The organism is Kitasatospora sp. NPDC058406, assembly GCF_042722765.1.
Lineage (GTDB): Bacteria > Actinomycetota > Actinomycetes > Streptomycetales > Streptomycetaceae > Kitasatospora.
Genome location: NZ_JBHXKE010000043.1, coordinates 1 through 23,736 on the forward strand (window position 1 = coordinate 1; position 23,736 = coordinate 23,736).

Here is a 23,736-nt window from a genome sequence, read left to right on the forward strand (position 1 = left end):
CGTGCCCCGAGAGGTGCCCGGCGCAACCCGGATCACGCACCGCCACCCGATGCGTACCATTTCGATACCGAAGCCTGGGTGAGCTGCGAAGATGCTCGCTCCCCGGGGCCGGGCACGGGTAGCATCCGGCACATGCCATCCGGCCCGGTGCAGGCGGCTCAGCGCTGCCCTGCCGGCCTGCCGGGCGGCGGACTCGCGCGGGCCGGTCGGTGGTGCCCGCGTACTCGGTACGCGCGCCAGGGCAGTCGCGCGAACGGCGAAGGGCAGCGTCTTGGCGGATCGACTCACCGGTGGCGACTCCTCACTACTGCGGCGGATCAACGCCGCGGTGACCCTCCGGGCGCTACGCGCCGGCCACGCTGTGACCCTCACTCAGCTGGTCGGCGACACCGGACTCTCCCGGCCGACGGTCGAGGGCGTGATCGAGGGACTGGTGGAGACCGGCCTGGTCGCCGAGGTCGAGCAGCCGCAGAACGGCAGCCAGCCCGGCGGCGGCAGGCGCGGGCGGCCCGCCCGCTGGTTCAGGTTCCGCGCCGAGGCCGGGCACATCCTCGGCATCGAGATCGGCGTCCACGACATCCGGATCATCCTCGCCGACCTCACCGGCGAGGTGGTCGGCAGCCACTTCCGGCCGGTCGAGGAGACCCTCGACGCGGAGGAGCGGCTCACCGCCGTGCGGTCGGTGGTCGCCGAGGTGCTGCGCAAGGCCGGTGTCTCCCGGGACAACCTGTGGGCGGTCGGTGTCGGCACCCCCGGCATCGTCGACCGCGACGGCACCGTACAGCTCGGCACCGCCATGCCCGGCTGGACCGGCCTCGACCTCGGCGCCCGCCTCCGGCGCTCGTTCCGCTGCCCGGTCCTCATCGAGAACGACGCCAACCTCGCCGCCATCGCCGAGCACTGGCAGGGCGCCGCGGTCGGCGCCGACGACATGGTCTTCGTGATGGCCGGCCTCAGCCCCGGCGCCGGTTCCCTCATCAACGGCCGGCTGCACCGCGGCTTCGGCGGCGCGGCCGGCGAGATCGGCGCCCTGCACCTGCTGGGCCAGGAGGTCACTCCCGAGCGCCTCCTCTCCACCACCGGCAAGCCGCTCAACCCGCTCGACGAGGCGGCCGTCGCCCGGGTCCTCAAGCTCGCCCGCGAGGGCGACGAGGTCGCGCAGGTCGCCATGGACCGGTTCCTCACCCGGCTCGTCCAGAGCGTCGCCGCCCTCGTCCTCGCCATCGACCCCCAGCTGGTGGTGGTCGGGGGCTGGGCGGCCGGCCTCGACGGCGTCCTCGACCCGCTGCGCCAGCGCCTCGCCCAGTTCACGCTGCGCGCGCCCGAGGTCGCCCTCGCCGCCCTCGGCTCCGAGGTCGTCGCCATGGGCGCCCTCCGGGTGGCCCTCGATCAGGTCGAGGAACAGCTCTTCGCCGTCAACCCGCCGGCCACGGACCCGGCGGCCCCCGCCCGCGTGTGAACGGCGACGGCGTCGGCGGGGTGAGTCCCGCCGACGCCGATCCGTTCGCACCTCGGGGGTTCCCGGATTCAGACCTCCAGCCGCCGCTGCGCCTCGTCGAGCGCCCGGCGGACGAACGCCACGGGTAGCGGGCCCGCCTCGGGCGGAACACTCACGACGGTCTCCGCCCAGGTGCCGTGCTCCGGGCTGATCATCGCGAGCTCCGAACCCCGCTCGTCGAGCCGCCGGTCACGGAACTCAGTTCTCGGGCACCTGGGACAGGGCGACCGAGACGGTCCGCGCCACCACCTGGATGTACATCGGCCCCACGAGGGACAGCCACGCCGTCTCCCCGGGACCCGCCGGGGAGCGGGGGCCGAGCGGTGGCAGCCCCTCGGGCCACTCCGGCTGGTCCGAGGGGATGTGGGTCAGGGTGATCTCGTCGACGAAGGCGCCGGCGAGGTCGAGGAAGTTCCCGGCCGAGACGTACACGATGCCCGTCATCGACACGATGGCGTCGGGGCGTTCGGGGCCGTACCGGAGGAAGACGTCCACGCCGCCTCCCTCCCGTGAGCTGTCGACGAGGAACCTTTCGATGAAGTGCCCGTCCAGGGAACGGAGGATCTCCGAGACCCTCCCGCAATAGACCGCAAAGTCACTACTCGCAGGCAATGTTCTCTCCGTGATCGTGCAGCTGGGTCTTGTCCCCGTTCTGATCCCAGCGCTGCGGACGGTTCTTCATGCGGGGCCCGCGGTCGACGACCGTTGTCCGCGTCACCCGCCCGTCGCTCAGCCGAATGGTCAGCTTACTTCCGTTGCTGCCGTCGTAGGTGACGTATCCGCCAGGCGAGGTCGAGCGGTAGGTGAACCCGCCGGCGACCGCGAGGACGTCGGCCTCGGCCAGGGTCTTCCCGGAGAGATCGGGGAGGCGGGCGACATCGGGCAGATCGTCCTTGTCACCCGGTTCCCCCTCCGGGTACCCGTCGCAGGACGGGGCGTCGACCGTCGGCGGCTTCTTGCCGCCCCTGCCCGCGTCGTCGGTGCGCGGCGTCCCGTCGAGGGCGCCGAGCGGGAGACGGCCGGCGGCCTGGGAGTCGGCGCAGGCGTCGAGGGTCCCTCCGGTGCCGCAGCCCGCGCCGGGATCGGCGGGGTTGTCGATGTGCGGGTCGGGGCTGCCGCTGTCGAGCGGGGTGGGGAGCTGGACGGGGTCGGAGAAGTCGATCAGCAGCCGGCTGAGCGTCTCCCAGAGGTGCCGGATGCTGACCTGCGGCCCGCTCTTGGTCCAGGAGCCGTCGGAGTAGTGGGAGGTGATGAAGGTGGTGTCGGTGATCCAGGTGTCGGTGCGGGTGTAGAGGTAGGTATCGTCCCACCAGTGGCTGACCTCGGTGCGGACGTCCTGGGTGACGGCCCGGGTGGTGCCGGTGAGGTACGGGGGCGGGGGCGGTGTGGGCCGGGGCTTGGGCGGCTGCGTTCCGGTGCCTGTGCCGGTGCCCTTGGCCGTGCCGGTGCCCTTACCCGTTCCGGTGCCCTTGCCGGTACCGGTGCCGGTGACCCCGACCGCCTTCGGCACGCCGCTGGTGCCCGGGTCGGTCGCGGCCTGCGGGCTCGCGCCGGTGCCGTTGGAGACCGGGGTCAGGCTGCCGTCGGCGTTGACCAGCTCGTAGATGAGGTAGCCGGCGACGGCCACCACGACGATGGTGCCGACGACGAGCGCGACGACGCAGCCGACGCTGCAGAGGGCGGCCGCGCCGGCCGCCTCGGCGACCGTGGCACCGGCGGCGATGATCTCGCCGCCCGCGACGGCGACCGTCTCGGCGGCGACGGCGCCCGCACTGAGCGCCGTCTCCACGACGGCCGCTCCCGCACCGGCGAGGGCCCGGAGCCCGGACGTGATCGCGCCCGCACTGATGTTGAACCCGCCGATGCTGAAGTGGCCGCTCGGGTCCCAGTTGCCGACCGGGTCGGCGTTGCCGTACGCGTAGCGGTTGGTGGCGGCGGCGGAGCCGAGACCGGGCACGCGGTCGTCGGCGGAGGTGAAGGTACCGGTGCCCGGGTCGTACCAGCGGGCCTGGGCGTGGACCCGGCCGGTGGCGGGATCCGTCCAGCCGCCCTGGTACCCGAGGTCGGGGGCGCTGCCGGAGGAGGCGGTGCGCTTGCCGAAGGCGCTGTAGGAGCGACCGGCCGCCAGCGCGCCGCTGCCGGTGTCGGTGGTGCCGAGGACGTCGTGGTGGGCGTTGGTGAGCAGGGTGCGGGCGGTGCCGCCGCCCGCGGGGGCGGCCGCGAGCGGGGTGCCGTCGAGGGTTCGGGCGTAGGCGTAACTGCCGTCGGAGTCGGGCTCCTTGGCGAGGCCGGGGTAGGTGAACGCGGCGGCAGCGGCGCCACCGGCGGTCGCGGCGGTGAGCCGGTCGAGGGCGTCGTAGGCGTAGGAGCGGCCGTCGACGCCGGTCAGCCGGCCGAGCGCGTCGTAGCGGTTGGTGGAGGAGCCGGTGACGGCGCCGGACGCGTTCTTCGTCGTGGCGGTGGCGAGGGTGCCGCGCGGGGTGAACGTGTAGGCGGTGGTGGAGCCGTCGGGCGCGGTGGTGCCGGTCAGGCGGTTGCGCGGGTCGTAGGCGGCCGTGGTGGTCCCGGTGGTGGTGTGCTGCGCGGGCGTGCCGGTCCAGTCGACGACGGAGGTGCGGTTGCCGACGGCGTCCCAGGTGTAGTCGGTGCCGGTGGCGGCGGTGGTGTTGTGCGTCCGGGTGAGGCGGCCCGCCGGGTCGTAGCCGTACTGCTCGCCGTGCGGGTCGGCGGTGCCGGTGGAACCGCTGGTGAGCATGCGGCCCGACGGGTCCCAGCTGTAGGTGAGCTGGGTGGAGACGTGGCCGGTCGGGTCGGTGACGGTGTCGGTGGTGATCCGGCCGAGCCCGTCGTGGCCGAGGGTGCGGGTGGGGCCGGCGGTCTGGCCCGAGCGGCGCTGTTCGGTGGTGACCTGGCCGGCCAGGTCGTGGGTCAGGGTGCGGGTGAGGCCGGAGAGGCTGTCGGTGACGGTGCCGAGGTCGTCGTTGCCGCTCCACGTGTAGGTGACGCGGGCGCCGCCGGGGGCGGTCTCGGTGAGCGGACGGGCCGCGGTGTCGTAGGTGTAGGCGCTGGTGCCGAGCGGGCCCTGGCTGCCCTTCAGCAGCCCGCGGTCGTCCCAGGCGAACGTCTGGGTACCGCCGGGCGCGGAGGCGGAGGTGATGCGGCCGGCGAGGTCGTAGCCGAACGCGCGGGAGGCGTCGGCGTCGCCGCCGGTGCCGTTCTCGGCGACCGTCCGGCCGAGTCCGTCGTACGTGAACGCCCTGCGGACGCCGCCAGGTTCGGTGACGGTGACGGGCTGTCCGGCCGCGTCGTAGGCGCTGGTCGTGGTCCGGTCCGCGGCGGACTGGTCGGCGGGCACGGCCGGCAGGGACTGCGCCTCGGCCAGGCCGAGGGTGTTGTACCGCTGGTGGGTCGCGTTGCCGTTGGCGTCGGTGATCCGGGTGAGCCGGCCGAGCAGGTCGTGGCCGAGGCCGGTGACCGGGGCGGACGCGGCGTCGCCGGGGCGGACCTGCGGGTCCGTGAAGGAGGTGGCCTGGTTGCGGGCGTCGTACGCGGTGCGCCAGACCTGGCCGCCGGGGTCGGTGAGGGTGACGACGTTCCCGGCGGCGTCGTAGCCGTAGCCGGTCCGGGTGAGCACGGTGCCGGCCTGGTCGGCGGCCGACGTGGCGGTGGCCCGGCCGGCCAGGTCGTACGTGGTGGTGGAGGTGCGGCCGAGCGGGTCGGTGACGGTCGAGACGCGGCCCGCCAGGTCGTAGGCGTAGCGGGTGGTGCCGCGGCCCGCCGGGGTGCTGGAGGTCAGCTCGCCGAGCTTGTCGTAGGTGTAGCCGGTGGAGGTGTCGCCGAGGGTCTCGGAGAGCACGTCGCCGAAGTCGTCGTAGGTGTAGGTGGTGGTGTACCGGTCCGGGGTGGCGGTGCCGTTGCGGACCACCGAGGTGGCGGAGAGCCGTCGGTCCATGCCGTCGTAGACGGCGAGGGACTGGGCGCCGGACGGGTCGATGACCGACAGGACGTTGCCGTTGTCGTCACGGGCGACGACGGTGACGCCCGGAGTGGCTCCCGGGGCGGCCGGCGGGAGGGTGGTGCGGACGAGCCGGTCCCGCAGGTCGTAGGTGAAGGTGGTGGTGCGGCCGAGCGCGTCGGTGGCCGAGGTGGTGTTGCCGTCCGCGTCGTACGTCCACTTCCGCACCGGGTTCAGCGCGGTGCCCGCGCCCGGCGGGGTGTAGGCCGGCAGCCTGGCCTCGGTCCGGTGGCCCTGCTTGTCGTAGAGGTAGCGGGTGACCAGGCCGGTGGCGTCCCGGACGTCGGTCAGTTCGCCGAAGGTGTTGTAGCCCCGGGTGCCGGTGGCCTGCTGGGCGGCGGGGGCGGCGCCGGGGGTGCCGTCCTCGACCGGGGTCGCGGGGGTGCTCGTGGCGGAGAGCCGGCCGAGCAGGTCGTAGCCGTGCGTGGTGGTGTACGCCGGGTCGGCCTGGCCGGGGGCGCCGGGCTGCGGCATGCCGCGCGGGTCGGTGGTGGCGAGGACCCGGCCCTGGGTGTCCCGGCGGAAGCCGGTCACCAGGGCGGTGCCGGCGTCGGGCCGGACGAGCGTGCGGACGAGCTGGCCGGTGGTCTGGTCCCAGACGTTCTCGCGGGTCTCGGTGCGGGTGCCGTCGCTGATCGTGGTCGCGGTGACCAGCCCGGCCGTGTCGTAGGCGCTGGTGGCTGTCCGGCCGAGGCCGCCCGGGTCGGCGGTGGTGGTGGTGAGGCGGTTGGCGGCGTCGTAGGCGTAGGTCGTGGTGCGGGCGGTCGGACCGCTGCCTCGGACGTCCTTGACGACGTTGCCGGCCTTGTCGTACGTGAAGGTGTGGAGGGTGATCTCGCGGGTGCTCGTGCCCGCCTGGTTCACCAGGGAGTAGGTCTCGGTGAGCACCAGGTCGTCGGCCGTGTAGGTGTACGTGACCAGGTGCTGCATGGCGTCGGTGGCTGCGGCGAGACGGCCGCCGGCGTCGTAGGCGAAGGTCTGCAGCCGGACGCTGCGGGGCGGCGAGTTGGCGGCGGGGTCGTCGACGAAGTTCTTCAGGTCGACGGCGGTGAGTCGGCCGTTGGTGTCGTAGCCGTAGACGTAGTGCGCGCCGTTCGGGCTCCAGGTGTCGGTGACGTTGCCGAGCTGGTCGTACGTCACGCGCTTGGTGGTGACGCCGTCCTGGGTGACGGTGGTGAGCCGGTCCTGCGCGTCGTAGCCGTAGGTGGTGGTGCGCGGCGCGTCGCCGCCCTGGGCCTGCGCGGTGAGGTCGGTGACGGTGCGGCTCGCCAGGTTGTTGTCCGGGTCGTAGGCGTAGGTCGTGCGGGCCTGGTGGGTGACGCCGGTGACCGGGTTCGTCACGGCGGCGCCGGTCTCGGTGGCCAGGCGGCCGGCCTTGTCGTAGGTGTAGGCGGTGGCCACGCCGTCGGGGTGGGCGGCGTCGGCGACGGTGCGCCGGACCACCCGGCCGAGGTCGTCGAAGAAGGTGTTGAGGATCTGCCCGGCGGGGGTGGTGACCTGGGACTGGTCGCCGCGGTGGGTGTAGCCGTAGGTGGTGGCCCGGCCCGCCGGGTCGGTCACCGACACGGGGACGTTGCAGGTCGAACCGTTGTACTGCGGGGTGGAGTTGACGTTGGGCGGGCTGAGCACCTCCTGGCAGGCCCAGGTGGTGGTGGTCACCCCGCCGGCCGGTCCGGTCTCGGTGCGCCGGCTGCCGGCCGTGTTGTAGGTCAGGGTGGTGGTGTGGCCGTTGGCGTCGGTGACCTCCAGCGGCACGCCGTTGCGCGGGTCACCGGCCCAGTCGCCGTTGCCGTAGTAGGTGGTCCGCTCGGTCAGCGGCTCCAGCGCGGTCCGGTACCGGGTGGTGGTGGTCAGCTGGTTGGTGCCGAAGTTCCAGCCGTACCGGACGACGTTGCCGTTCTCGTCGACGGCGGACGTGAGGTGCCCGAAGGCGTCGTACCCGAACATCCGGGTCCGGCCGGGTGGCGGCGTCGGTGTGCCGTACCAGCGGTAGGCCAACTGGCCTTCCTGGTTGTACTGGTAGTAGGTGTGGATGCCACGCGGGTCGGTGCGGTGGACGACCAGGCTGGGGGTCGGGCCGCTGGTGTCGGTGGTGCGGTCGTACGTCCAGCCATTGTCCACGCTGGTGGCGGCGTTGTCGGCCCTGCCCACGTGCTGGACCAGGTTGCCGTCGTAGGCGACCGTGGTGACGTTCTCCGCGCGGGCCTTCTGGACCTTGACCAGCCGGTTGGGGCCGCCGGCCCGGGACGTCTCGTAGGTGTACGCGGTGCAGTTGCCGCCCGGGTCGCAGACCTTGGTCAGGTAGTCGCCGGTGTAGGTGTAGTACCAGGTGACGGCGCCGGTCTCGAAGTGCCGGGAGCTGGTGGAGACCGAGGTGACGTGGCCCCGGTTGTCCCAGTTGAGGAAGAGCCGGCGGTCGGACGACGCCAGGTTGAGCTGCGAGGTGGAGAGCTGCGAGCCCACGTAGTCGCGGTCCAGCCGCAGGTTTCCGGCCCCCTGCTGGCGGGTGATCTGGCGGACCCTGTCCCCCAGGTAGTAGTCCATGCCGCTCATCCGCAGGTGGCCGGCGTCCACCCACTCGCCGAACCCGCTGCCGCCGAACTCCGGGACGAGGGCGCCCCCGGGGTTCCGGCCGAAGTTGACCTTCCGGCCGTCCTCCAGGGCGAGGGTGGAGATGCCGTTCCCCGCGTCGGTGAGGCCCATGTCCCAGATCGACGTCCAGCCGATCCCGAACGAGCCGTTGGTGGAGCCGGCGCTGTTGTACGTCCGCTTGACCTGGAGTCCGATGCCCGGCTGCGGGAGGTCGAAGTCGGTTTCCTGGCGGGTGTAGTTGCCGAGGTAGAGGTTGACGCCGGTGTCGTCCAGGGCGCCCGGGTCGAGGCCCAGGTGGGCGGCGTCGTTCGGCGGCGGGACGACCACCGCGAACATGCTCATCTCGCTGAACGGCGAGGTGTAGCCGGCGTCCTGGACGCGGACCCGCCAGTAGTAGGCGGTGTTCCAGCGCAGCGCGTCGGCCGGCGGCGTGAAGCTCGCGATCGTCCCGAAGGCACCGGGGTGTGCGGCGACGTTGACCATGCCGGAGCCCCAGCAGCCGCCCACCGCCGGGTCGCTGGTCGGGCAGATCTGGAACTCGGCCGAGGTCTGCGTCGTGCCGTCGTCACCGACGAAGGCGGAGACCGTCGGGGTGCGGGTGGAGACGGTCGCACCGACCGCGGGCCAGCCGTCGCTCGCGGTGGGCGCGTAGTGCGGCACGGTCAGCGCGGCGGCCTGGGAGGCCGGCACTCCGTGGGACGAGAAGAAGCCGGCGCCGTTGGTCCGGTCCGCCATGTCGTAGACCAGCAGGAAGTTCCCGGCCCCGAGGAAGGGGATGACGGCGCTGAGCGTGACGGACTGGCCCGGGGCGACGTCGAACGGCAGGGCGGTGAACGAGGCGGTGTAGTTCACCAGGGTCTGGTCGGACCGGTACAGGTGCAGGCCGAGGTGCTGGCCGGCGGGGGTCCAGGTGAAGTTCGAGGTGTTGGCGACGGTGAGCTGCAGGTACCCGATGGCGTCGTAGCGGGGGGCCAGTTGGAGCTGACCGATCTGGTAGGTGGCTCCGTAGGACTGGGCGGTGGTCTGCGCCGGTGCCTGCGGGGCCGCCTCCGCCTTCGGTGCCGTCTCCGCCTTCGGCGCGGCCAGTTGCTCCAGGGTCAGCGGGGCCGGGCCGGCGGGCGAGCGGCGCCGCTTGCCGGTGTCGTCCACCTCGGGCTGCGGGATGCGGTACTCGGGCAGCGCCTGCCGGGCCGCCAGCTCGTCGAGCTTCCTGCGGTGCTCCTCGGCGTCCGGCGCCGCGGCCGGCCCGGGGGCGGGCTTGCGGGGCGCGTCGGCCGCCTTGATCTCGGCGGCGATCCGGGCGCGCTCCTGCCCGAGCGGGCTGTCGTCGGCGGCCGGCACCTGCGTCGGCGGCGGCTCGGGGGTGCGCGGATCCGCGCTCACCCGGCCGGGCGGCAGCGGTGCGGAGACCACCGCGCGGTCCTTGGGCGCGGCCCAGGCGGCGGCCGGCGGGATGCCGAGACCGACGGCGACCAGCGCCAGGATGAGCAGTTGTGCGACACGACGCGCGGCCGGGCCGTCGCCGATCTTTCCGTACCAGTGCGAGTTCACGGCCCCACCCCAGGATCGCCGGACGCTTGGGTTGCCCGGAACGCTCGGGTCTCACGGAGCGCTCGGGTTGCACAGAGATCGTTCGGAACCTACCGATCCTTGTGCCACAAGCCCAGGGGTGCCCCCGAACGGTTCCCTCCCGTTCAGGAACCCGTGACAACTCCGCGACCGGCGGGGCGGGGGTCGGCGCGGCGGCCGGGCCGGGGCGGACCGCGGTGGTCGCCGCGGCACAAAAACGGCCCGGGCCAAGACGCCTGTGGGAGCGTCCGGGCCCGGGCCTGAGGGTTTTCCGGGAATGGTTCAGGAAGCGGCGGCACCGACCGGGGTCGCGCCGACCGGGGTGACCTCGACGAGTCCGGTCTCGCCGAAGGTGAGCTTGCAGGTGTCGGCCCGGTAGGTGGAGACCGCGAGGGCGACCAGGCGGCCGGCCGCCGCGTACTGGGTGGTCATCACCAGGACCGGGGAGCCGGGCGGGCGCTCCAGCAGCGCGGCCTCGCCGGCCTCGGCGACGCCCAGCTCGACCGAGCGGGACTCTCCGTCGACCTCCAGCCGCTCCAGCTGGCGCAGCACCGAGCGGGCACGGTCGCTCTCGGCCCGGAAGCCGGGCAGGTGCGGCAGCGCGGCGGCGGGCACGTGCAGCGACTCGCTCGCCACGGTCTGCCCCTGGACGAGGCGGACCCGGCGGACGGTGTGGACGGTGGCGCCCTCCGGGACACCGAGCGCCACGGCCAGCCGGCCGGCGGCCGGGGCGGTGGTGCAGTCGACGGTGCGCCACGCCTGGCTGCGGGGGGCGCCGGGCCAGCCCTCCTCCTGCCGGTTGACCGGCACGCCGACCCGGGGGGCGGCGATCAGGGTGCCGATGCCGCGCCGGCGGACCAGGCGGCCCTCCAGCTCCAGCTGGTCGAGCGCCTGCCGCAGGGTGGCCCGGGCGACGCCGAAGCGGGCGGCGAGCTCGCGCTCGTTGGGGAGGATCTGACCGGTGGAGAACTCCGTGTCGATGGCGCGGAGCAGCACCGTGCGCAGGTGCCAGTACTTCGGTTCCGGTACGGCCGTGAGCTGCCCTGTCGTCCCCACCGCGTCCTCCACCCTGTTCTCTTCAGTCTGCGGAAAGAGGGCGGATCCGGCCCGCTGTCCGCTGTTGCGGCAGGTGGGAGAGCGGGCTTTTTCCGTCCTTCTTTATTAAAGGTCCTTGCAGTAAGTGACACTAGGGGCTGTGCCGGGAGATGGTCAAGACCAATGGCGGCGCTCGACGTGGTTGCCGCACAGTTTCATGGCGCGTTCACGACAGCTCCGCAAGCGGACGCGTCGGATGACACCCCCGCCCGGGCCTCTCGGTAGGCTGCTCGGGTGATCGTGGTGACGAGTGTGAACGTGAACGGAATCCGGGCTGCGGCCAAGAAGGGCTTCATCGAGTGGCTGGCCGCCACCGAGGCGGACGTGATCTGCCTGCAGGAGGTGCGCTCCGAGCCCGGGCAGCTGCCGGTCGAGCTGCGCGACCTGGACGGGTGGCACGCGGCCTGGGCCCCGGCCGCCACCAAGGGCCGGGCGGGCGTCGCGGTGCTCTCCCGCCGGGAGCCGAGCCGCACGGTGGTCGGCTTCGGCTCCGAGGAATTCGACAATTCGGGCAGATATCTCGAAATCGACCTCCCCGGCCTGACCGTGGCCAGCCTCTACCTCCCCTCCGGCGAAGTGGGTACCGAACGCCAGGAGGAGAAGGAACGCTTCATGGCGGAATTCCTCACCCACCTCGGCGCCCTCCGCACCCGGGCCGCCGCGGACGGCCGGGAGGTCGTGGTCTGCGGCGACTGGAACATCGCCCACCGCCCCGAGGACCTCAAGAACTGGAAGGCCAACCAGAAGTCCGCCGGATTCCTCCCCGAGGAGCGCGCCTGGCTCTCCCGCGTCTTCGACGAGGCCGGCTACGTGGACGTCGTCCGCCGCCTCCACCCCGACGGCACCGGCCCGTACACCTGGTGGTCCTACCGCGGCCGCGCCTTCGACAACGACACCGGCTGGAGGATCGACCTCCAGGTCGCCACCCCCGGCCTGGTCGCCAAGGCCACCGACGCCCGCGTCGAACGCGCCGACACCCACGCCGAACGCTGGTCCGACCACGCCCCGGTCACCGTGGCCTACGACCTCGAGTCCTGACCACCCGTTGACGGCCGCGACAGCGGTGTTCACCCACGGTGCACGCACGGCGACCCGGGAATCGGAGCACGGCATGAGCGGCCGTTCACTGAATACTCCTCACCGGAGCCGATAGCCCTCAGCGCCGACGGGGAGTCGGTGGCCGAGGTCGTCCACCGCAGACCGGCCGACGCCCTCGGCCCCCGGCCGAGGATGCCGGTGAAGGCCGTGCCGTCCCGGCCGAAGTCGTCGCACGCGACGGCCCCGGGAGCCCGGCGTGGCGGGCGGTGCCGCCCGGGGCGGCCTCGGCGAGAGCCGGCGCCCGCACGGGCAGCGCCCTCGCCTGCGGGGCACGGAGCCCGACGGAAGGCAGGCTGTCCGGTCGGGCCGCCGCATCACGGAGCGCGGGTGCGGCGGCAGGTTCCCGGTGCAGGGCCGCGGGCGGCCGGGCGGTCAGCCCCAGATCATGTTGTCCGCCGGGGTGGCGGTGGGCTGCGGGGTGGCGGTGGCGGTGACAGCGATCGGCGTGGCACCGTCGGTGTCGGAGGCCAGTGCCGGCGAGCAAGCCACCGCGGCGGCGGCGAGGGCGAGGGCGGAGACCGCGGCGGCCTTGGCGAGGGCGGTACGAAGCATGGCGGTGTCCTTCGGAAGAAAAGGGGCGGCGGCGGCGTGGATCCGGCTCGCGTCCCGCGGTGACGCTTCGTCCGGCCTGCCGCCCGGAAGCGGTGCTCCCTGGCGGCAGTCACTAGCTTCGCCGCAGCTCAGGGCAGGTGGAAGGGCATTCAGGTGGACGGAATCGTCCCTGGACCGTTCCGGCCAGCGGGGCCGGGATCGGCCGGCAGCCGCTCGTGGAAGGCGGCGACCAGGGGCACCTGCCCACACTGCACCCGCCAGCCGGTGAGCCCCGGCGACACCGCCACCGCCCGCCGGCAGAACGTCTGGGCACGCTGCTCGGCGTCCTCCAGACGGTCGGCGAGCACGAACACCCCCAGCACGGGGTGCGGCACGGCACCGGCGTGGACGCTGACGTGCTCGATCCCCTCCTCGGCGGCGGCCAGCAGCAGCTCACGGGCGTCGTCGGGCAGCTCGGCGGGGCCCGCGGGGGCCTGCAGGGAGACATGAACCAGGTACATGGAACGAGGGTGCCGAATCGGGCAATTCCCATACAGGGGAAAAACCTGGACGGTTCGGGCCCCGGCCGGAACCGTCCAGCCTTCCCCCTGACCCGTCCATTCCAGGAGCACGCTGTGACATGATTCGCTGAACGCGTGTACGAAGAATCCCTGGGGGGACACGTGCTGACCGCACTGGGTTTGGACACCGCCGCCGAGGCCGTCTACCGCGTGATGCTCGCCCACCCCGACGACGGCGTCACCGCCATCGCGCACCGCCTCGGCCAGGACGAACACCACGTCAGGACCGCCCTCGACCGGCTCAGCGAACTCGCCCTGCTGCGCCCCTCCGCCGAACGCCACGGCCGACTGCGCGCCGTGTCCCCCGACATCGGCATGGAAATCCTGATGGCCCGCCAGCAGGCCGAACTCGCCGCCCAGCAGATGCGCGTCGAAGCCTCCCGCGCCGCCGCCGCCGAACTCATCGCCGAGTACGCGCAACTGCGCCCCGCCGCCGGCAACCCCGGGGTCGAGCAACTGGTGGGGCTCGACCAGATCCGCGACCGCCTCGCCACCCTGACCCGTGAGGTGCGCGAGGAGGTGATGACCTTCGCCCCGGACGGGGGCCAGCAGCCGGAGAACATCGAGGCTGCCAAGCCCCTGGACGCGGCTCTGCTGGACCGCGGGATCCGGATGCGCACCGTCTACCTGGACAGCGTGCGCAACAGCCCGCACACGGTGGAGTACGTGAACTGGCTCGCCGAACGCGGCGGCCGGGTACGCACCGCGCCCTCGCTGCCGACCCGGATGATCCTGGTCGACCGCGCCACCGCCGTCATCCCCGTGCGTGGTGACGACACCGCCGCCGGCGCCGTGGTCCTGACCGGCCACGGCACCCTCGTCGCCCTGTGTGCGCTGTTCGAGAACGTCTGGGCCGGCGCCCAGCCGCTCGGCGAACAGGCCAGCCGCGACGATCGCGGGCTCAACGCCCAGGAAGCGGCCTGCGTCCGCCTCCTCGCCGAAGGACACACCGACGACGCCATCGCCAAGCGTCTGGGCGTCTCCCCCCGCACCGCACGTCGCGTCGCCACCGACCTCATGGAACGCCTCGGCGCCCGCAGCCGTTTCGAAGCCGGCGTCCGCGCCGTCCAGAACGGCTGGCTCCCCACCCGCCGCACCTGACCGATCACCCGCCACCGCCCGCCCCTCACCCGACGCACAACCGCGGGCGGCTGGACCTTCCTCGCACCCCTCCCCTACGGGCCGAAGCGGCGCGTCCCCGACGCGGGAACCCGCCGGGACCGGGGCCCGGCGGGTTCGCGCAGTTTCGGCGGGTGCCTCATCAGGATCTACCAGTCGGTGCCGATGGTGCTGCGGTTGCCGAAGGTGTTCTGGCCGGTGCCCGGGTAGAGGTACATGTCGCCGGTGGACCCCTGAGGCGCCTGGACGGCGGCGACGTCCGACCTGCCGTCGGCGTTGAAGTCACCGCCGACCAGGTCACGCATGATGTTCCAGCCCGTGCCGGCGCTGACCGGGGCGGCGAACCAACCGGTTCCGGTACCCGGGAAGACGTACAGCCTCCCGTCGCCCTTGCCGACCGCCGCGATGTCCGCCCTCCCGTCGGCGTTGAAGTCACCGCCGGTGAAGCGGTCCAGGTCGTTCCAGCCGTTGCCGGCGTTGATCGGAGCCGCGAAGTACCCGGTGCCGGTACCCGGATACACGTACAGGTTCCCGTCAGCCTTGCCGACCGCCGCGATGTCCGCCCTCCCGTCGGCGTTGAAGTCACCCCCGACGAAGTGGTCCAGACTGTTCCAGCCCGTGCCCGCCGACCAGGACGCGCCGAACGCGCCGCTGCCGGTGCCCGGGTAGACGTACAGCTTCCCGTCGCCCTTGCCGACGGCGGCGATGTCCGCCTTCCCGTCACCGTTGAAGTCACCCGGCGTCATATTGGCCAGCGAGTCCCAGCTGGTACCGATCAGGCTCCGCTCACCGAAGGTACCGACCCCGGAGCCCGGGTACAGGAACATCTTCCCCGTCGCCGCGTCCACCGCGGCCAGGTCGGTCCTCCCGTCACCGTTGTAGTCGGCCGGCGCGAAGCCCGTCATCCCCACCGGAGTGGCCGGCGGAGGGGTGCTGTTGTCCTCGACGACCTTGTTGTACCGCAGGGCCACGTAGCTGCTCGCCGGGTAGCTCGATATGTTTCCGCTGTAGACGTTCCCACTCCCATAGGTCATGTCGGTCCGCGAGTTCGACTGGTGGAGGTAGGTGAAGTCCCCGGTCGCCTGGTTGTTCCACCGTACGAAGAGCACGACATGGTCGCTGATGTTGTCCAGCGCGTCGCCGGGGCGCAGGTCGCTCTTGTTGATGCGCGCGGTCAGCGACCGGCTGTCGAGGGTCTGGGTGGTCGCCGAGCCGAGGCCGGTGGCCGACAGGTGCCAGGCCATCGCGATGAACCCCGAGCAGTCGGTGCGGTACGAGTGTCCGTCGCCGTCCCCGTACGTCGCACCCTGGTTGTACTGGACGTCCTGGGCGTCCCAGTACTGGGCGCGCGACAGGATTTCGGACCGGTTGACGGGGCCTCCGAGGGAGGAGCCGGCCTGGGCGGGCGGTGCGCTCAGGCCGGCGGCGGCCATGGCGGCGAGCAACGGGGCGAGCACTGACGGGCGGCGGAAGACGCTGGTCCTGGGCATGGCTGACTACCTCGATCTGCTGAAGGGTGGGTGTCGGAGACTGGTGCGGGGAGCCGGCTACCAGTCGGTGCCGATGGTGCTGCGATTGCCGAAGGTGTTCTGGCCGGTGCCCGGGTAGAGGTACATGTCGCCGGTGGACCCCTGAGGCGCCTGGACGGCGGCGACGTCCGACCTGCCGTCGGCGTTGAAGTCACCGCCGACCAGGTCACGCATGATGTTCCAGCCCGTGCCGGCGCTGACCGGGGCCGCGAACCAACCGGTTCCGGTGCCCGGGAAGACGTACAGCCTCCCGTCGCCCTTGCCGACCGCCGCGATGTCCGCCCTCCCGTCGGCGTTGAAGTCACCACCGGTGAAGCGGTCCAGGTCGTTCCAACCGTTGCCGGCGTTGATCGGAGCCGCGAAGTACCCGGTCCCGGTACCCGGATACACGTACAGGTTCCCGTCAACCGTGCCGACCGCCGCGATGTCCGCCCTCCCGTCGGCGTTGAAGTCACCCCCGACGAAGTGGTCCAGACTGTTCCAGCCGTTGCCGGCCGACCACGGGGTACCGAACGCTCCGGTGCCGGTGCCCGGGTAGACGTACAGCTTCCCGTCCCCCGCGCCGACCGCAGCCAGGTCGGACTTCCCGTCACCGTTGAAATCACCCGGCGTCACGTTGCCGACCGAGTCCCACCCGGTGCCGATCAGACCCGGCAGACCGAAGGTGCCGACGCCCGTGCCCGGGTACAGGAGCATCGTCCCCGTGGCGGCCTCCATCGCGGCCAGGTCCGTCCGCCCGTCACCGTTGAAGTCGGCCGAGGCGAAGCTCGTCATGCCGACGTCCTCGGCGGGGGGCTGCGGTGTGGTCGGGCAGTTACGGCTCCTGAGCGTCGTGCCGTCGACGAACGCGGATCCGTTGAGCACGGACTGGGTCACCGTGCCGTTGAGCCTCTGCTCGTAGTGCAGATGCGGCCCCGTCGAGTTTCCGGTGCTGCCGACCGAACCGATCTTGTCACCGGCCTCCACCTGTGCGCCCTGGCCGACGTTGAAGCCGGCCAGGTGCGCGTACAGGGTCTGCCAACCGCCGCCGTGGTCGATGACGATGCGGTTGCCGTAGTTGCCGGCGCTGGAGACCAGGCTGACCGTGCCGCTCGCGCTCGCCACCACGGCCTGGTTGACCGTGGTGCCGGGGCCGCCACGCGTCCAGTCGATGGACAGCGGCGGATTGTGGTTGCTGCGTACGCTTCCGGTCCAGCTCTGGTCGCAGACGAAGGGAAGCTGAAAGCCTGGCGTGGCGGCGTGGGCCGGCTGCGGGGAGACACCGACGGCGGCGGCACTCGCCACGGCGATCGCGGAGACGGCGCGGCGCAGGCGGATGGCGGCGGGCATGAGGAAACTCCAGGTCCGAGGTCTTGGAAGCGGGGAGCTGTGCTGGGCGCGGGCCGGGCCCGGAACGGATCACGGGCCGGGCCGACGCCGTTGTCGGGACCGGGTCGGGCCGGCTACCAGCCGGTGCCGATGGTGCTGCGAGTGCCGAAGGTGTTCTGGCCGCTGCCGGGGTAGAGGTACATGGTGCCGGCGGCGCCTCGGGGGGCCTGGACGGCGGCGATGTCGGTCCTTCCGTCGGCGTTGAAGTCGCCGCCGACCAGGTCGCGGATGATGTTCCAACCGGTACCGGCGCTGACCGGGGCGGCGAACCAACCGGTTCCGGTGCCCGGGAAGACGTACAGGCTCCCGTCACCGATGCCGACCGCCGCGATGTCCGCCTTCCCGTCGGCGTTGAAGTCACCGCCGGTGAAACGGTCCAGGTTGTTCCAGCCGTTGCCGGCGTTGATCGGAGCCGCGAAGTACCCGGTCCCGGTACCCGGATACACGTACAGGTTCCCGTCACCCGTGCCGACCGCCGCGATGTCCGCCCTCCCGTCGGCGTTGAAGTCACCGGCGGAGAAGTTGTCCAGACTGTTCCAGCCGGTGCCGGCCGACCACGGGGTACCGAACGCGCCGGTACCGGTGCCCGGGTAGACGTACAGCTTCCCGTCCCCCGCGCCGACCGCAGCGATGTCCGCCTTCCCGTCACCGTTGAAGTCACCCGGCGTCACGTTGCCGACCGAGTCCCACCCGGTGCCGATCAGGCTCGGCTGAGCGAAGGTGCCGACCCCGGTGCCCGGGTACAGGAACATCTTCCCCGTGGCCGCCTCCACCGCGGCCAGGTCCGCCTTCCCGTCACCGTTGAAGTCGGCCGACGCAAAGCCCGTCATCCCCACCGGAGTTGCGGGGGCCTGGCCGATGGCGTCGACGATCCGCCGCGCGTCGGCCACCTGGTACTGGTAGCGGTCGGGATAGGCCGAGCGCTGGACGCCCTGGCAGACCTCGCCGATCGGCTTGGTCGTCCAGGAGTTGTTCGGATACGTCGAGAGCAGCGCGTTGATGAACTTGCGGGTCGTCGTCGCCGGATCGAGCCTCTGCGCGGTGCTGCCCCACGACGCCCGCTGCTGGAACAGACCGACGCTGTCGTGGTCCTCCATGTTCGGGTTGTTCCGCAGGGTGGATTCCACGATCGCCGTGGTGATCGCGATGACCTCGGCCTGCTGCGGCACGCCGATGGCCCGCACGGTGTTGACGATGGCCCGGGCACAGGACATCCGGTACGCGGTCATCGCGTTCCGCAGGGTGCCGGTGAGCTGCTGGTTCAGCTGGGCGGCGGCGGCGGTATCGGCGGAGGAGATCGTGCCGCAGGACACGTCGGGCAGGGCCGCGTACGCGGGGCTCGTCGCGGCGACGGTCCCGCCGGCCAGGACCGCGCTCACCGCGAGGAGTTGCAGGGCCTTGCGCAGAGTCTTCTTCATCGGAAAACGCTTCCTTCGTTCGCAAGCTTCGTTCGCTCGGTCGGATGTTCCGTCGCCGGGGAGTTGGGCCACGACAGGTTTCGAAGGTGCTGAGGGAATCGCCGTCGACCGTGCGCCGGACAGGGCAAGGCCCGGCCGGACACGCGTGCGGTGCGGAGTGGGAGCAGAGAGTGGGAACGTCCCGGTTCGGCGGCGTCCGGGTGGGGCCCGAAGCGGGCCGCTACTGCCGATCCGTGGCGTCGGTGCTCACCCGGGGCGGAAGCGGGGCGGTGACCGCGACGGCCTTCGTGCTGCGGGAGCGGATCACGGCGGGGCTCCTTCGGGACACACGCACGACACGGGTGTGGTCCGGATCCGGCGCGTCCCGCAGTGACGCTGTCCCGGCTCCTCTCGGCTGCTCGTCGCCGCCGTCGAGTAAGAGCCTGCCCGCCGGCCGGTGGCCGGACCAGGGGCCGGCGCTGGCCCGAACCGGCCTTGGCCGAGTCCGTCCACCGTGGTCGGCCGCGGACGCCGGCCGACGCCTCTCGCCGGGCGCATCCGGCTACCGGGCGGCCTCCGACCGATCGTCAGCGCTGGTCACCGCGAGGCAGATGTGGACGACGGCGCCGTACCCGTCGATCCGCCCCTCGCCAGCGAGGGCGCCGGGCAGTCGGGCGGCCCGGGATCGCCCGGGTCGGGCAGGGGGTGTGGCCCCGGGGGTGCACTTTCGGGGATGGGAGCGGCGGGTGCCGGCGGTGTAGGGAGAAGAGGCAAGGCAGCGGTAGGCGACCGGGAGGGCCAGTGCGCGCGAGGGCGGACGATCGCAGGGGGAACGGCGGCGAGCGGGCCGGCGGAGGTGACCGCAAGGCCCGGGAGGCGCGGGTGGGCGGGCCCGTGGCGGAGGCGATGTCCCCGCAGCAGGCCCGTGAGCTGCAGCGGAGCATCGGCAACGCCGTCGTGGCCCGGATCGCGCGGGGCGGGCGGGGCGCACACGATTCGGACCCTGTCCAGCGGTCCGGTGTGCACGAGGTGCTGCGGGGGGCCGGGCGGCCGCTCCAAGGGCCGGTGCGCGAGGAGATGGAGGGGCGGCTAGGGGCGGACTTCTCCGATGTGCGGCTGCACACCGGCGCGGCCGCCCAGCGGTCCGCCGCCGAGATCGGTGCGCGGGCCTACACGTCCGGCAGGGACGTCGTCATCGGGCACGGGGGCGGCGACCGGCACACCCTCGCGCACGAGCTGACGCATGTGATCCAGCAGCGGAAGGGGGCCGTCGCCGGTACCGACCGGGGGGACGGGCTGCGGGTCAGCGATCCCGGTGACTCCTTCGAACGCGACGCCGAGGCCAACGCGCGACGCGTGATGGCGCGGCCGGCCGGTCGGCCGGATGCGGTCCGGCGGGCGGAGCCGGGCGGCGGCGCCGCAGGGGACGGCGGGCCCGCCGTGCAACGGAAGCTGGGGTTCGAGACGGAGATCGACATGCCCGTCGAGACGTCCGGTGGCGCGGCGTACGAGGGCGACACCGACCTGGCCCAGAGCACCGCGGGGGACTTCAAGCTGGTCTCCGACAAGCGGTCGTTGCGCAACGGGGCCGACTACTCGAACGTGGAGTTCGTGACCGGGGCCGTCCCGGTGGTCGGCACAGGGAGCGAGTCCGGGCCGGCGGCCCTCGATCGGCTGGTCGACGAGATCAGGACGGTGCGCGAGGCGTTCTACCGGGAGACCGAGAAGACCCCCTTGGCGGACCTGGGCCTGGAGCTGGAGATCCTGCCCGCAGGGCAGGACGCCCGGATCGCCCCGGATCTCGACTTCCCGAACTACGCCGGCGCCCAGGGCATGGGCGACGGGCTGTTCGTCCACTACTCGGTCGGTGTGCCACTGGCCGGGATGCCGATGTTCTTCGACCACCTCCGGGGTGCCGCTCCCCACGTCCAGGGGGCGCCGCTCCCCCGCGCCCGGTTCCGGCTCTCGCAGGCGAGGACGTTCGCCGGCCAGGTCGTGGCCCGGTACGAACAGGGCCGGGAGTCGGCGCGCAAGCGCAAGCGGCTGGAGACGGACGCCCTGGACGGCTACAGCCAGCTGTTCTTCACCCAGGTCGCGGCCATGGCCGACTACCTCGCGCAGGATCAGGACCAGGGCCAGATCAAGAACCTGACGGTCGTGCTGTCCCGGTCCCGGCTCACGGACGTCCGCGCGCTCCTCGACCCCGGGTTCCAGGACTTCCTGCGGGACGACAGCGAGGTGATCGTCGACCTGCTCGCACAGTTCCAGGAGGATCCCGGCGACGGCAGCGCGAACCTGGAGTTCCGCGACGAAGCCACCCGGGAGATCGACGGCCTCCCGGTGACCCTCCTCGAATTCGCCGAGTCGACGCTGAAGGGCGTCCCCCAGGTGCCCCAGCAGAGCGTGTTCGGCGGGATGAACCAGATCGACCCGCACGAGGAGGAGGGCGCCATGATGGTCCCCTTCGAGATCCGGACCATGGGCTCCCTGATGAAGACCTGGGACGAGCTCAAGGCCGAGCTGCGCGACCTGGCGGGCTGGGCGGAGGAGGCGTACCGGCACGACCGGACGCTGGCCGGCGACACGGCCCGCAGGCGCACCGGTGCGTGACACGTACCGGCATCCGGCGAGGGCCGGCCCGTGACACGGGCCGGCCCTCGGTACTCCCCGACACGCCGGGGACGGCCGCTGCCCCTCCCGGCGTCCGAACGGTCGGACGGGCGCCGGGAGGGATCGGATTCAGCCGTATTTGAGTGACCGTCAGATTCACGTTCGAACGCCGGGCCGGAGCTTCCCAGGGCCGCCGAAATGAGAATGTACAGTCACGATCAGGGTGCCTTCCCAGCCTCCGAACCGTCGGTTTTCGGCCGGAACGAGTGAGGCTCACCTTTTCTCACGGGACAACCTGACAGACCATGCGTGTGGCATCTGTTCACCTGAGGTCGCTCAACACGCCGCTCACGTTGAGGACCTCGTGGCACTCCTGGGCCTGCACGCCGGTGGCCGGAGTGCCCGGCTTCGCGCAGGTCACCTGGACCGTCACGGTCTGGTTCTCAGTGATCCTGATGGGGGTGACCCAGTGGTAGTCCTGGTTACGGAACGTCTCCAGCGCGATCGTCGTGATCTTGCGGTCGCCGAAACCGATCGTCACGACGCCCTCGTCGCCCTGGAAGTTGGCGACGACGATGTCCGTGATCCCGAACGTCTTGCCCACGGGCACGACGTAGGTGCCGACCTTGGTCTCCCCGCCGGCCGTCGTCAGGTCGATGGTGGCCGAACCCTGCTGTCCGCCGCCCGGTCCGGTCCCGGTGTCGCCGCCCGTTCCCGTTCCCGTTCCCGCTCCGGTACCGGTACCGCCCGCGCCCGCGCCGGGCAGGGCGCTCCCGGCCCCGGAGCCCGGCTGCCCGGGGGTCGCCACCGGGGTCCGGCCGCCGGCCGGCGCCTCGGTGGGGGTCGACTGCTGCTGGACCGCCTGGTCGGCGGCCTCCCTCGCGGTGCTGCGCACGGCGGGACGCACCAGCAGGAACCAGGCCAGCAGCAGCGCGAGGAGCGCCGCCAGGGCCGCCAGCAGCCAGGTCGGGAAGATCGGTATCTGGACGAACTCGGCCTCCGGCCGCGGCCGCTCCCGGTCGTCCTCGCCGGGGTCGTCGGCCCGGGCCCCGGCCTTCGTCTCGGTCTCCGCCACGGTCTCCGCCACGGTGACGGTGAACGGCCAGGTGGCCGGCTTCCCGAACCACACGGGCTTCCCGGCGCGGACCCGCAGCGCCACCTCCACCGACTCACCCGGCTCCAGCTTCGGAGCCGCGGGGCGGACGTCGAACTTCAGGTCCTCGCCGGGCTGGGCCGGGGTGAATCCCACCTGGACGGGGCGGTTGCCCTCGTTGTGGACGGCGAGGCGGTAGCGTCCGCGCAGCCAGCCGCGGCGGCGCTTGGGGGCGCTCTCGGCCCGAAGCTGCCGGAATCCCTCGACCCGCACGGTGGTCTCGGGGACCTTGACCGCCTCGGGGTGCTCGGTGGGCAGGACCCGCACGGCCAGGGGCACCTCGCCCGCCCGCACCCGCGGCGAACGCGGGGGCGCCAGGCGGATGGTCACCGTCTCCGAGGTGCCGGGGTAGAGGGAGACGCGGTCGGGCTCGACCGTCGTCCAGGCAGCGCAGTCACCGACGACTTCCAGGCGGTACGCCTCGACGATGTCGCCGTCGTTGCGAACGGTCAGGCTGGTGGTCGCGGTACCGCCCGGTGTCACCGTCACCGACGGGATGTCGAGGCCGGGCGCGCCGGGGCTGGGAGTGGCTGCTGGGGTCGTCACGCCGCGACGCTACGCCGCCGCCCCGCCCACCTCCACGGACGCGGGGGCAAGGCCCCGGGCAGCCGCGATGCCCCCGCGAACTTCTCCCAACTCCTGTGTCCAGGAGCTTTGTTGCCTTTGGACCCCGCAGTACTCCCCTCATACGCATCATGGAACAGGTACGCCTCATGCTCCACACCGACCTCATCGGCACCGTCCACCCGTCCGGCACCGGCACCACGCGGCCGACCGTCCCGCCCCAGGGCCGCGCCCCGGCCCACAGCCCGGCCCACGCCCGGGCCGCGCACGACGCCGCGGCCGGCGAGCCCGGCGGACGGGTCACCGTGGCCGTGTACGCCTCGGACCCGGTCCTGTACGTCGGGATCGTCCAACAGCTGCGCCAGCGGCCCGAGGTAGAACTGGTCGACGACGCCGACGCGCACGAGGCGCGGGTCTCGCTCGTCGCCGTGGACAGCGTGGACGACGAGACGGCCGCCCTGCTGTACCGGCTGCGCCACAACTCCGCCACCCGCACCGGACTCGTGGTCGGCACCTTCGAATCGGGTGACGCCTTGCAGCGCGCCATCGAGTGCGGAGTCACCGCGGTGCTGCGGCGCGCGGAGGCCGACCAGGACCGGCTGCTGCGGCTGGTCCTGGCGATGGCGAACGGTGAGGGCGTCCTACCCGGCGACCTGCTCGCGAAGCTCCTCGACCACGTCGGCAGCCTGCAGCGGTCGGCCCTCGACCCGCACGCCGCGTCCCTGTCCACGCTGACCCCGCGCGAGGCGGACATGCTGCGCCTGGTGTCGGAGGGCCTGGACACCGCGGAGATCGCGCGCAACACCTCGTACTCCGAACGGACCGTCAAGAACGTCCTGCACGAGGTCATCACCCGGCTCCAGTTGCGCAACCGCTCCCACGCCGTCGGCTACGCGCTGCGCAACGGGCTGATCTGACCGGATCGGCACCGGCTGCCCGAAAGCGCAGCCGGTGCTTCCCCCGAGCGCGGCCCCGGGGCCCTGCCGGTCCGCGGCCGCGGACCGGCAGGGTGGCACC

At 72.6% G+C, this 23,736-nt stretch carries 15 protein-coding genes; 5 read left to right on the forward strand and 10 right to left on the reverse strand.

The features are described from left to right. Positions 1 to 271 precede the first annotated feature (271 nt). Positions 272 to 1,459, forward strand: coding sequence for an ROK family protein (locus ACFWOG_RS11485; RefSeq protein ID WP_329884113.1), 1,188 nt, complete (start codon positions 272 to 274; stop codon positions 1,457 to 1,459). Between the two features lie 68 nt (positions 1,460 to 1,527). On the opposite strand, the gene ACFWOG_RS11490 is transcribed toward ACFWOG_RS11485, so the two are convergent. From ACFWOG_RS11490 to ACFWOG_RS11505, 4 genes are all read right to left on the reverse strand, one after another. Then, complete coding sequence (locus ACFWOG_RS11490; protein WP_329952892.1) at positions 1,528 to 1,653, reverse strand: hypothetical protein; 126 nt, start codon at positions 1,651 to 1,653, stop codon at positions 1,528 to 1,530. Positions 1,654 to 1,696: 43 nt separating this feature from the next. After that, complete coding sequence (locus tag ACFWOG_RS11495) at positions 1,697 to 1,993, reverse strand: hypothetical protein (RefSeq protein WP_329952891.1); 297 nt, start codon at positions 1,991 to 1,993, stop codon at positions 1,697 to 1,699. A gap of 103 nt (positions 1,994 to 2,096) precedes the next feature. Continuing rightward, positions 2,097 to 9,656, reverse strand: a complete 7,560-nt coding sequence (locus tag ACFWOG_RS11500; protein WP_380357092.1) for an RHS repeat-associated core domain-containing protein — start codon at positions 9,654 to 9,656, stop codon at positions 2,097 to 2,099. Positions 9,657 to 9,956: 300 nt separating this feature from the next. Beyond that, a complete protein-coding gene (locus ACFWOG_RS11505; RefSeq protein ID WP_329884152.1) occupies positions 9,957 to 10,730 on the reverse strand; it encodes a GntR family transcriptional regulator in 774 nt (257 codons plus the stop codon). Between the two features lie 282 nt (positions 10,731 to 11,012). Here ACFWOG_RS11505 and ACFWOG_RS11510 point away from each other — a divergent pair, with 282 nt between their 5' ends. After that, positions 11,013 to 11,807: an exodeoxyribonuclease III gene (locus tag ACFWOG_RS11510; RefSeq protein WP_380357144.1), complete on the forward strand. Its 795-nt coding sequence runs from the start codon at positions 11,013 to 11,015 to the stop codon at positions 11,805 to 11,807. Between the two features lie 432 nt (positions 11,808 to 12,239). Here the strand turns inward: ACFWOG_RS11510 and ACFWOG_RS11515 are convergent, their stop codons facing one another. Further along, entirely contained in the window at positions 12,240 to 12,419 is a 180-nt protein-coding gene (locus ACFWOG_RS11515) for a hypothetical protein (RefSeq protein ID WP_329884121.1), read from the reverse strand. A 149-nt stretch (positions 12,420 to 12,568) separates the two neighbouring features. Further along, positions 12,569 to 12,919 (reverse strand): hypothetical protein, encoded by a 351-nt coding sequence (locus ACFWOG_RS11520; protein WP_380357095.1) that lies wholly within the window; start codon positions 12,917 to 12,919, stop codon positions 12,569 to 12,571. Positions 12,920 to 13,081: 162 nt separating this feature from the next. On the opposite strand from ACFWOG_RS11520, the gene ACFWOG_RS11525 reads away from it, so the two are divergent. Beyond that, the gene (locus ACFWOG_RS11525) at positions 13,082 to 14,080 is read left to right on the forward strand and encodes a helix-turn-helix domain-containing protein (protein ID WP_380357147.1); all 999 of its coding nucleotides are present in this window, start codon (positions 13,082 to 13,084) and stop codon (positions 14,078 to 14,080) included. A gap of 167 nt (positions 14,081 to 14,247) precedes the next feature. Here ACFWOG_RS11525 and ACFWOG_RS11530 read toward each other — a convergent pair whose 3' ends face one another. From ACFWOG_RS11530 to ACFWOG_RS11540, 3 genes are all read right to left on the reverse strand, one after another. Further along, positions 14,248 to 15,588, reverse strand: a complete 1,341-nt coding sequence (locus ACFWOG_RS11530) for an FG-GAP repeat domain-containing protein (RefSeq protein ID WP_380357097.1) — start codon at positions 15,586 to 15,588, stop codon at positions 14,248 to 14,250. A 57-nt stretch (positions 15,589 to 15,645) separates the two neighbouring features. Continuing rightward, on the reverse strand, positions 15,646 to 16,956 hold the full coding sequence (locus ACFWOG_RS11535) for an FG-GAP-like repeat-containing protein (RefSeq protein WP_380357100.1): 1,311 nt from the start codon (positions 16,954 to 16,956) through the stop codon (positions 15,646 to 15,648). A 113-nt stretch (positions 16,957 to 17,069) separates the two neighbouring features. Next, complete coding sequence (locus ACFWOG_RS11540) at positions 17,070 to 18,413, reverse strand: FG-GAP repeat domain-containing protein (protein ID WP_380357102.1); 1,344 nt, start codon at positions 18,411 to 18,413, stop codon at positions 17,070 to 17,072. Between the two features lie 861 nt (positions 18,414 to 19,274). On the opposite strand from ACFWOG_RS11540, the gene ACFWOG_RS11545 reads away from it, so the two are divergent. Next, positions 19,275 to 21,002, forward strand: coding sequence for a DUF4157 domain-containing protein (locus ACFWOG_RS11545; RefSeq protein WP_380357104.1), 1,728 nt, complete (start codon positions 19,275 to 19,277; stop codon positions 21,000 to 21,002). A gap of 322 nt (positions 21,003 to 21,324) precedes the next feature. Here the strand turns inward: ACFWOG_RS11545 and ACFWOG_RS11550 are convergent, their stop codons facing one another. Then, complete coding sequence (locus tag ACFWOG_RS11550) at positions 21,325 to 22,701, reverse strand: hydrolytic protein (RefSeq protein ID WP_380357107.1); 1,377 nt, start codon at positions 22,699 to 22,701, stop codon at positions 21,325 to 21,327. Positions 22,702 to 22,850: 149 nt separating this feature from the next. Between ACFWOG_RS11550 and ACFWOG_RS11555 the strand changes: the two genes are divergently transcribed. Further along, on the forward strand, positions 22,851 to 23,636 hold the full coding sequence (locus tag ACFWOG_RS11555; RefSeq protein WP_329884130.1) for a response regulator transcription factor: 786 nt from the start codon (positions 22,851 to 22,853) through the stop codon (positions 23,634 to 23,636). Positions 23,637 to 23,736 lie beyond the last annotated feature (100 nt).

Coding starts and splice junctions, on each gene's coding strand:
- ACFWOG_RS11535 (WP_380357100.1), bottom strand. CDS start 16,956: ATGCCCGCCGCCATCCGCCTGCGCCGCGCCGTCTCCGCGATCGCCGTG.
- ACFWOG_RS11530 (WP_380357097.1), bottom strand. CDS start 15,588: ATGCCCAGGACCAGCGTCTTCCGCCGCCCGTCAGTGCTCGCCCCGTTG.
- ACFWOG_RS11490 (WP_329952892.1), bottom strand. CDS start 1,653: ATGATCAGCCCGGAGCACGGCACCTGGGCGGAGACCGTCGTGAGTGTT.
- ACFWOG_RS11555 (WP_329884130.1), top strand. CDS start 22,851: ATGGAACAGGTACGCCTCATGCTCCACACCGACCTCATCGGCACCGTC.
- ACFWOG_RS11520 (WP_380357095.1), bottom strand. CDS start 12,919: ATGTACCTGGTTCATGTCTCCCTGCAGGCCCCCGCGGGCCCCGCCGAG.
- ACFWOG_RS11540 (WP_380357102.1), bottom strand. CDS start 18,413: ATGAAGAAGACTCTGCGCAAGGCCCTGCAACTCCTCGCGGTGAGCGCG.
- ACFWOG_RS11515 (WP_329884121.1), bottom strand. CDS start 12,419: ATGCTTCGTACCGCCCTCGCCAAGGCCGCCGCGGTCTCCGCCCTCGCC.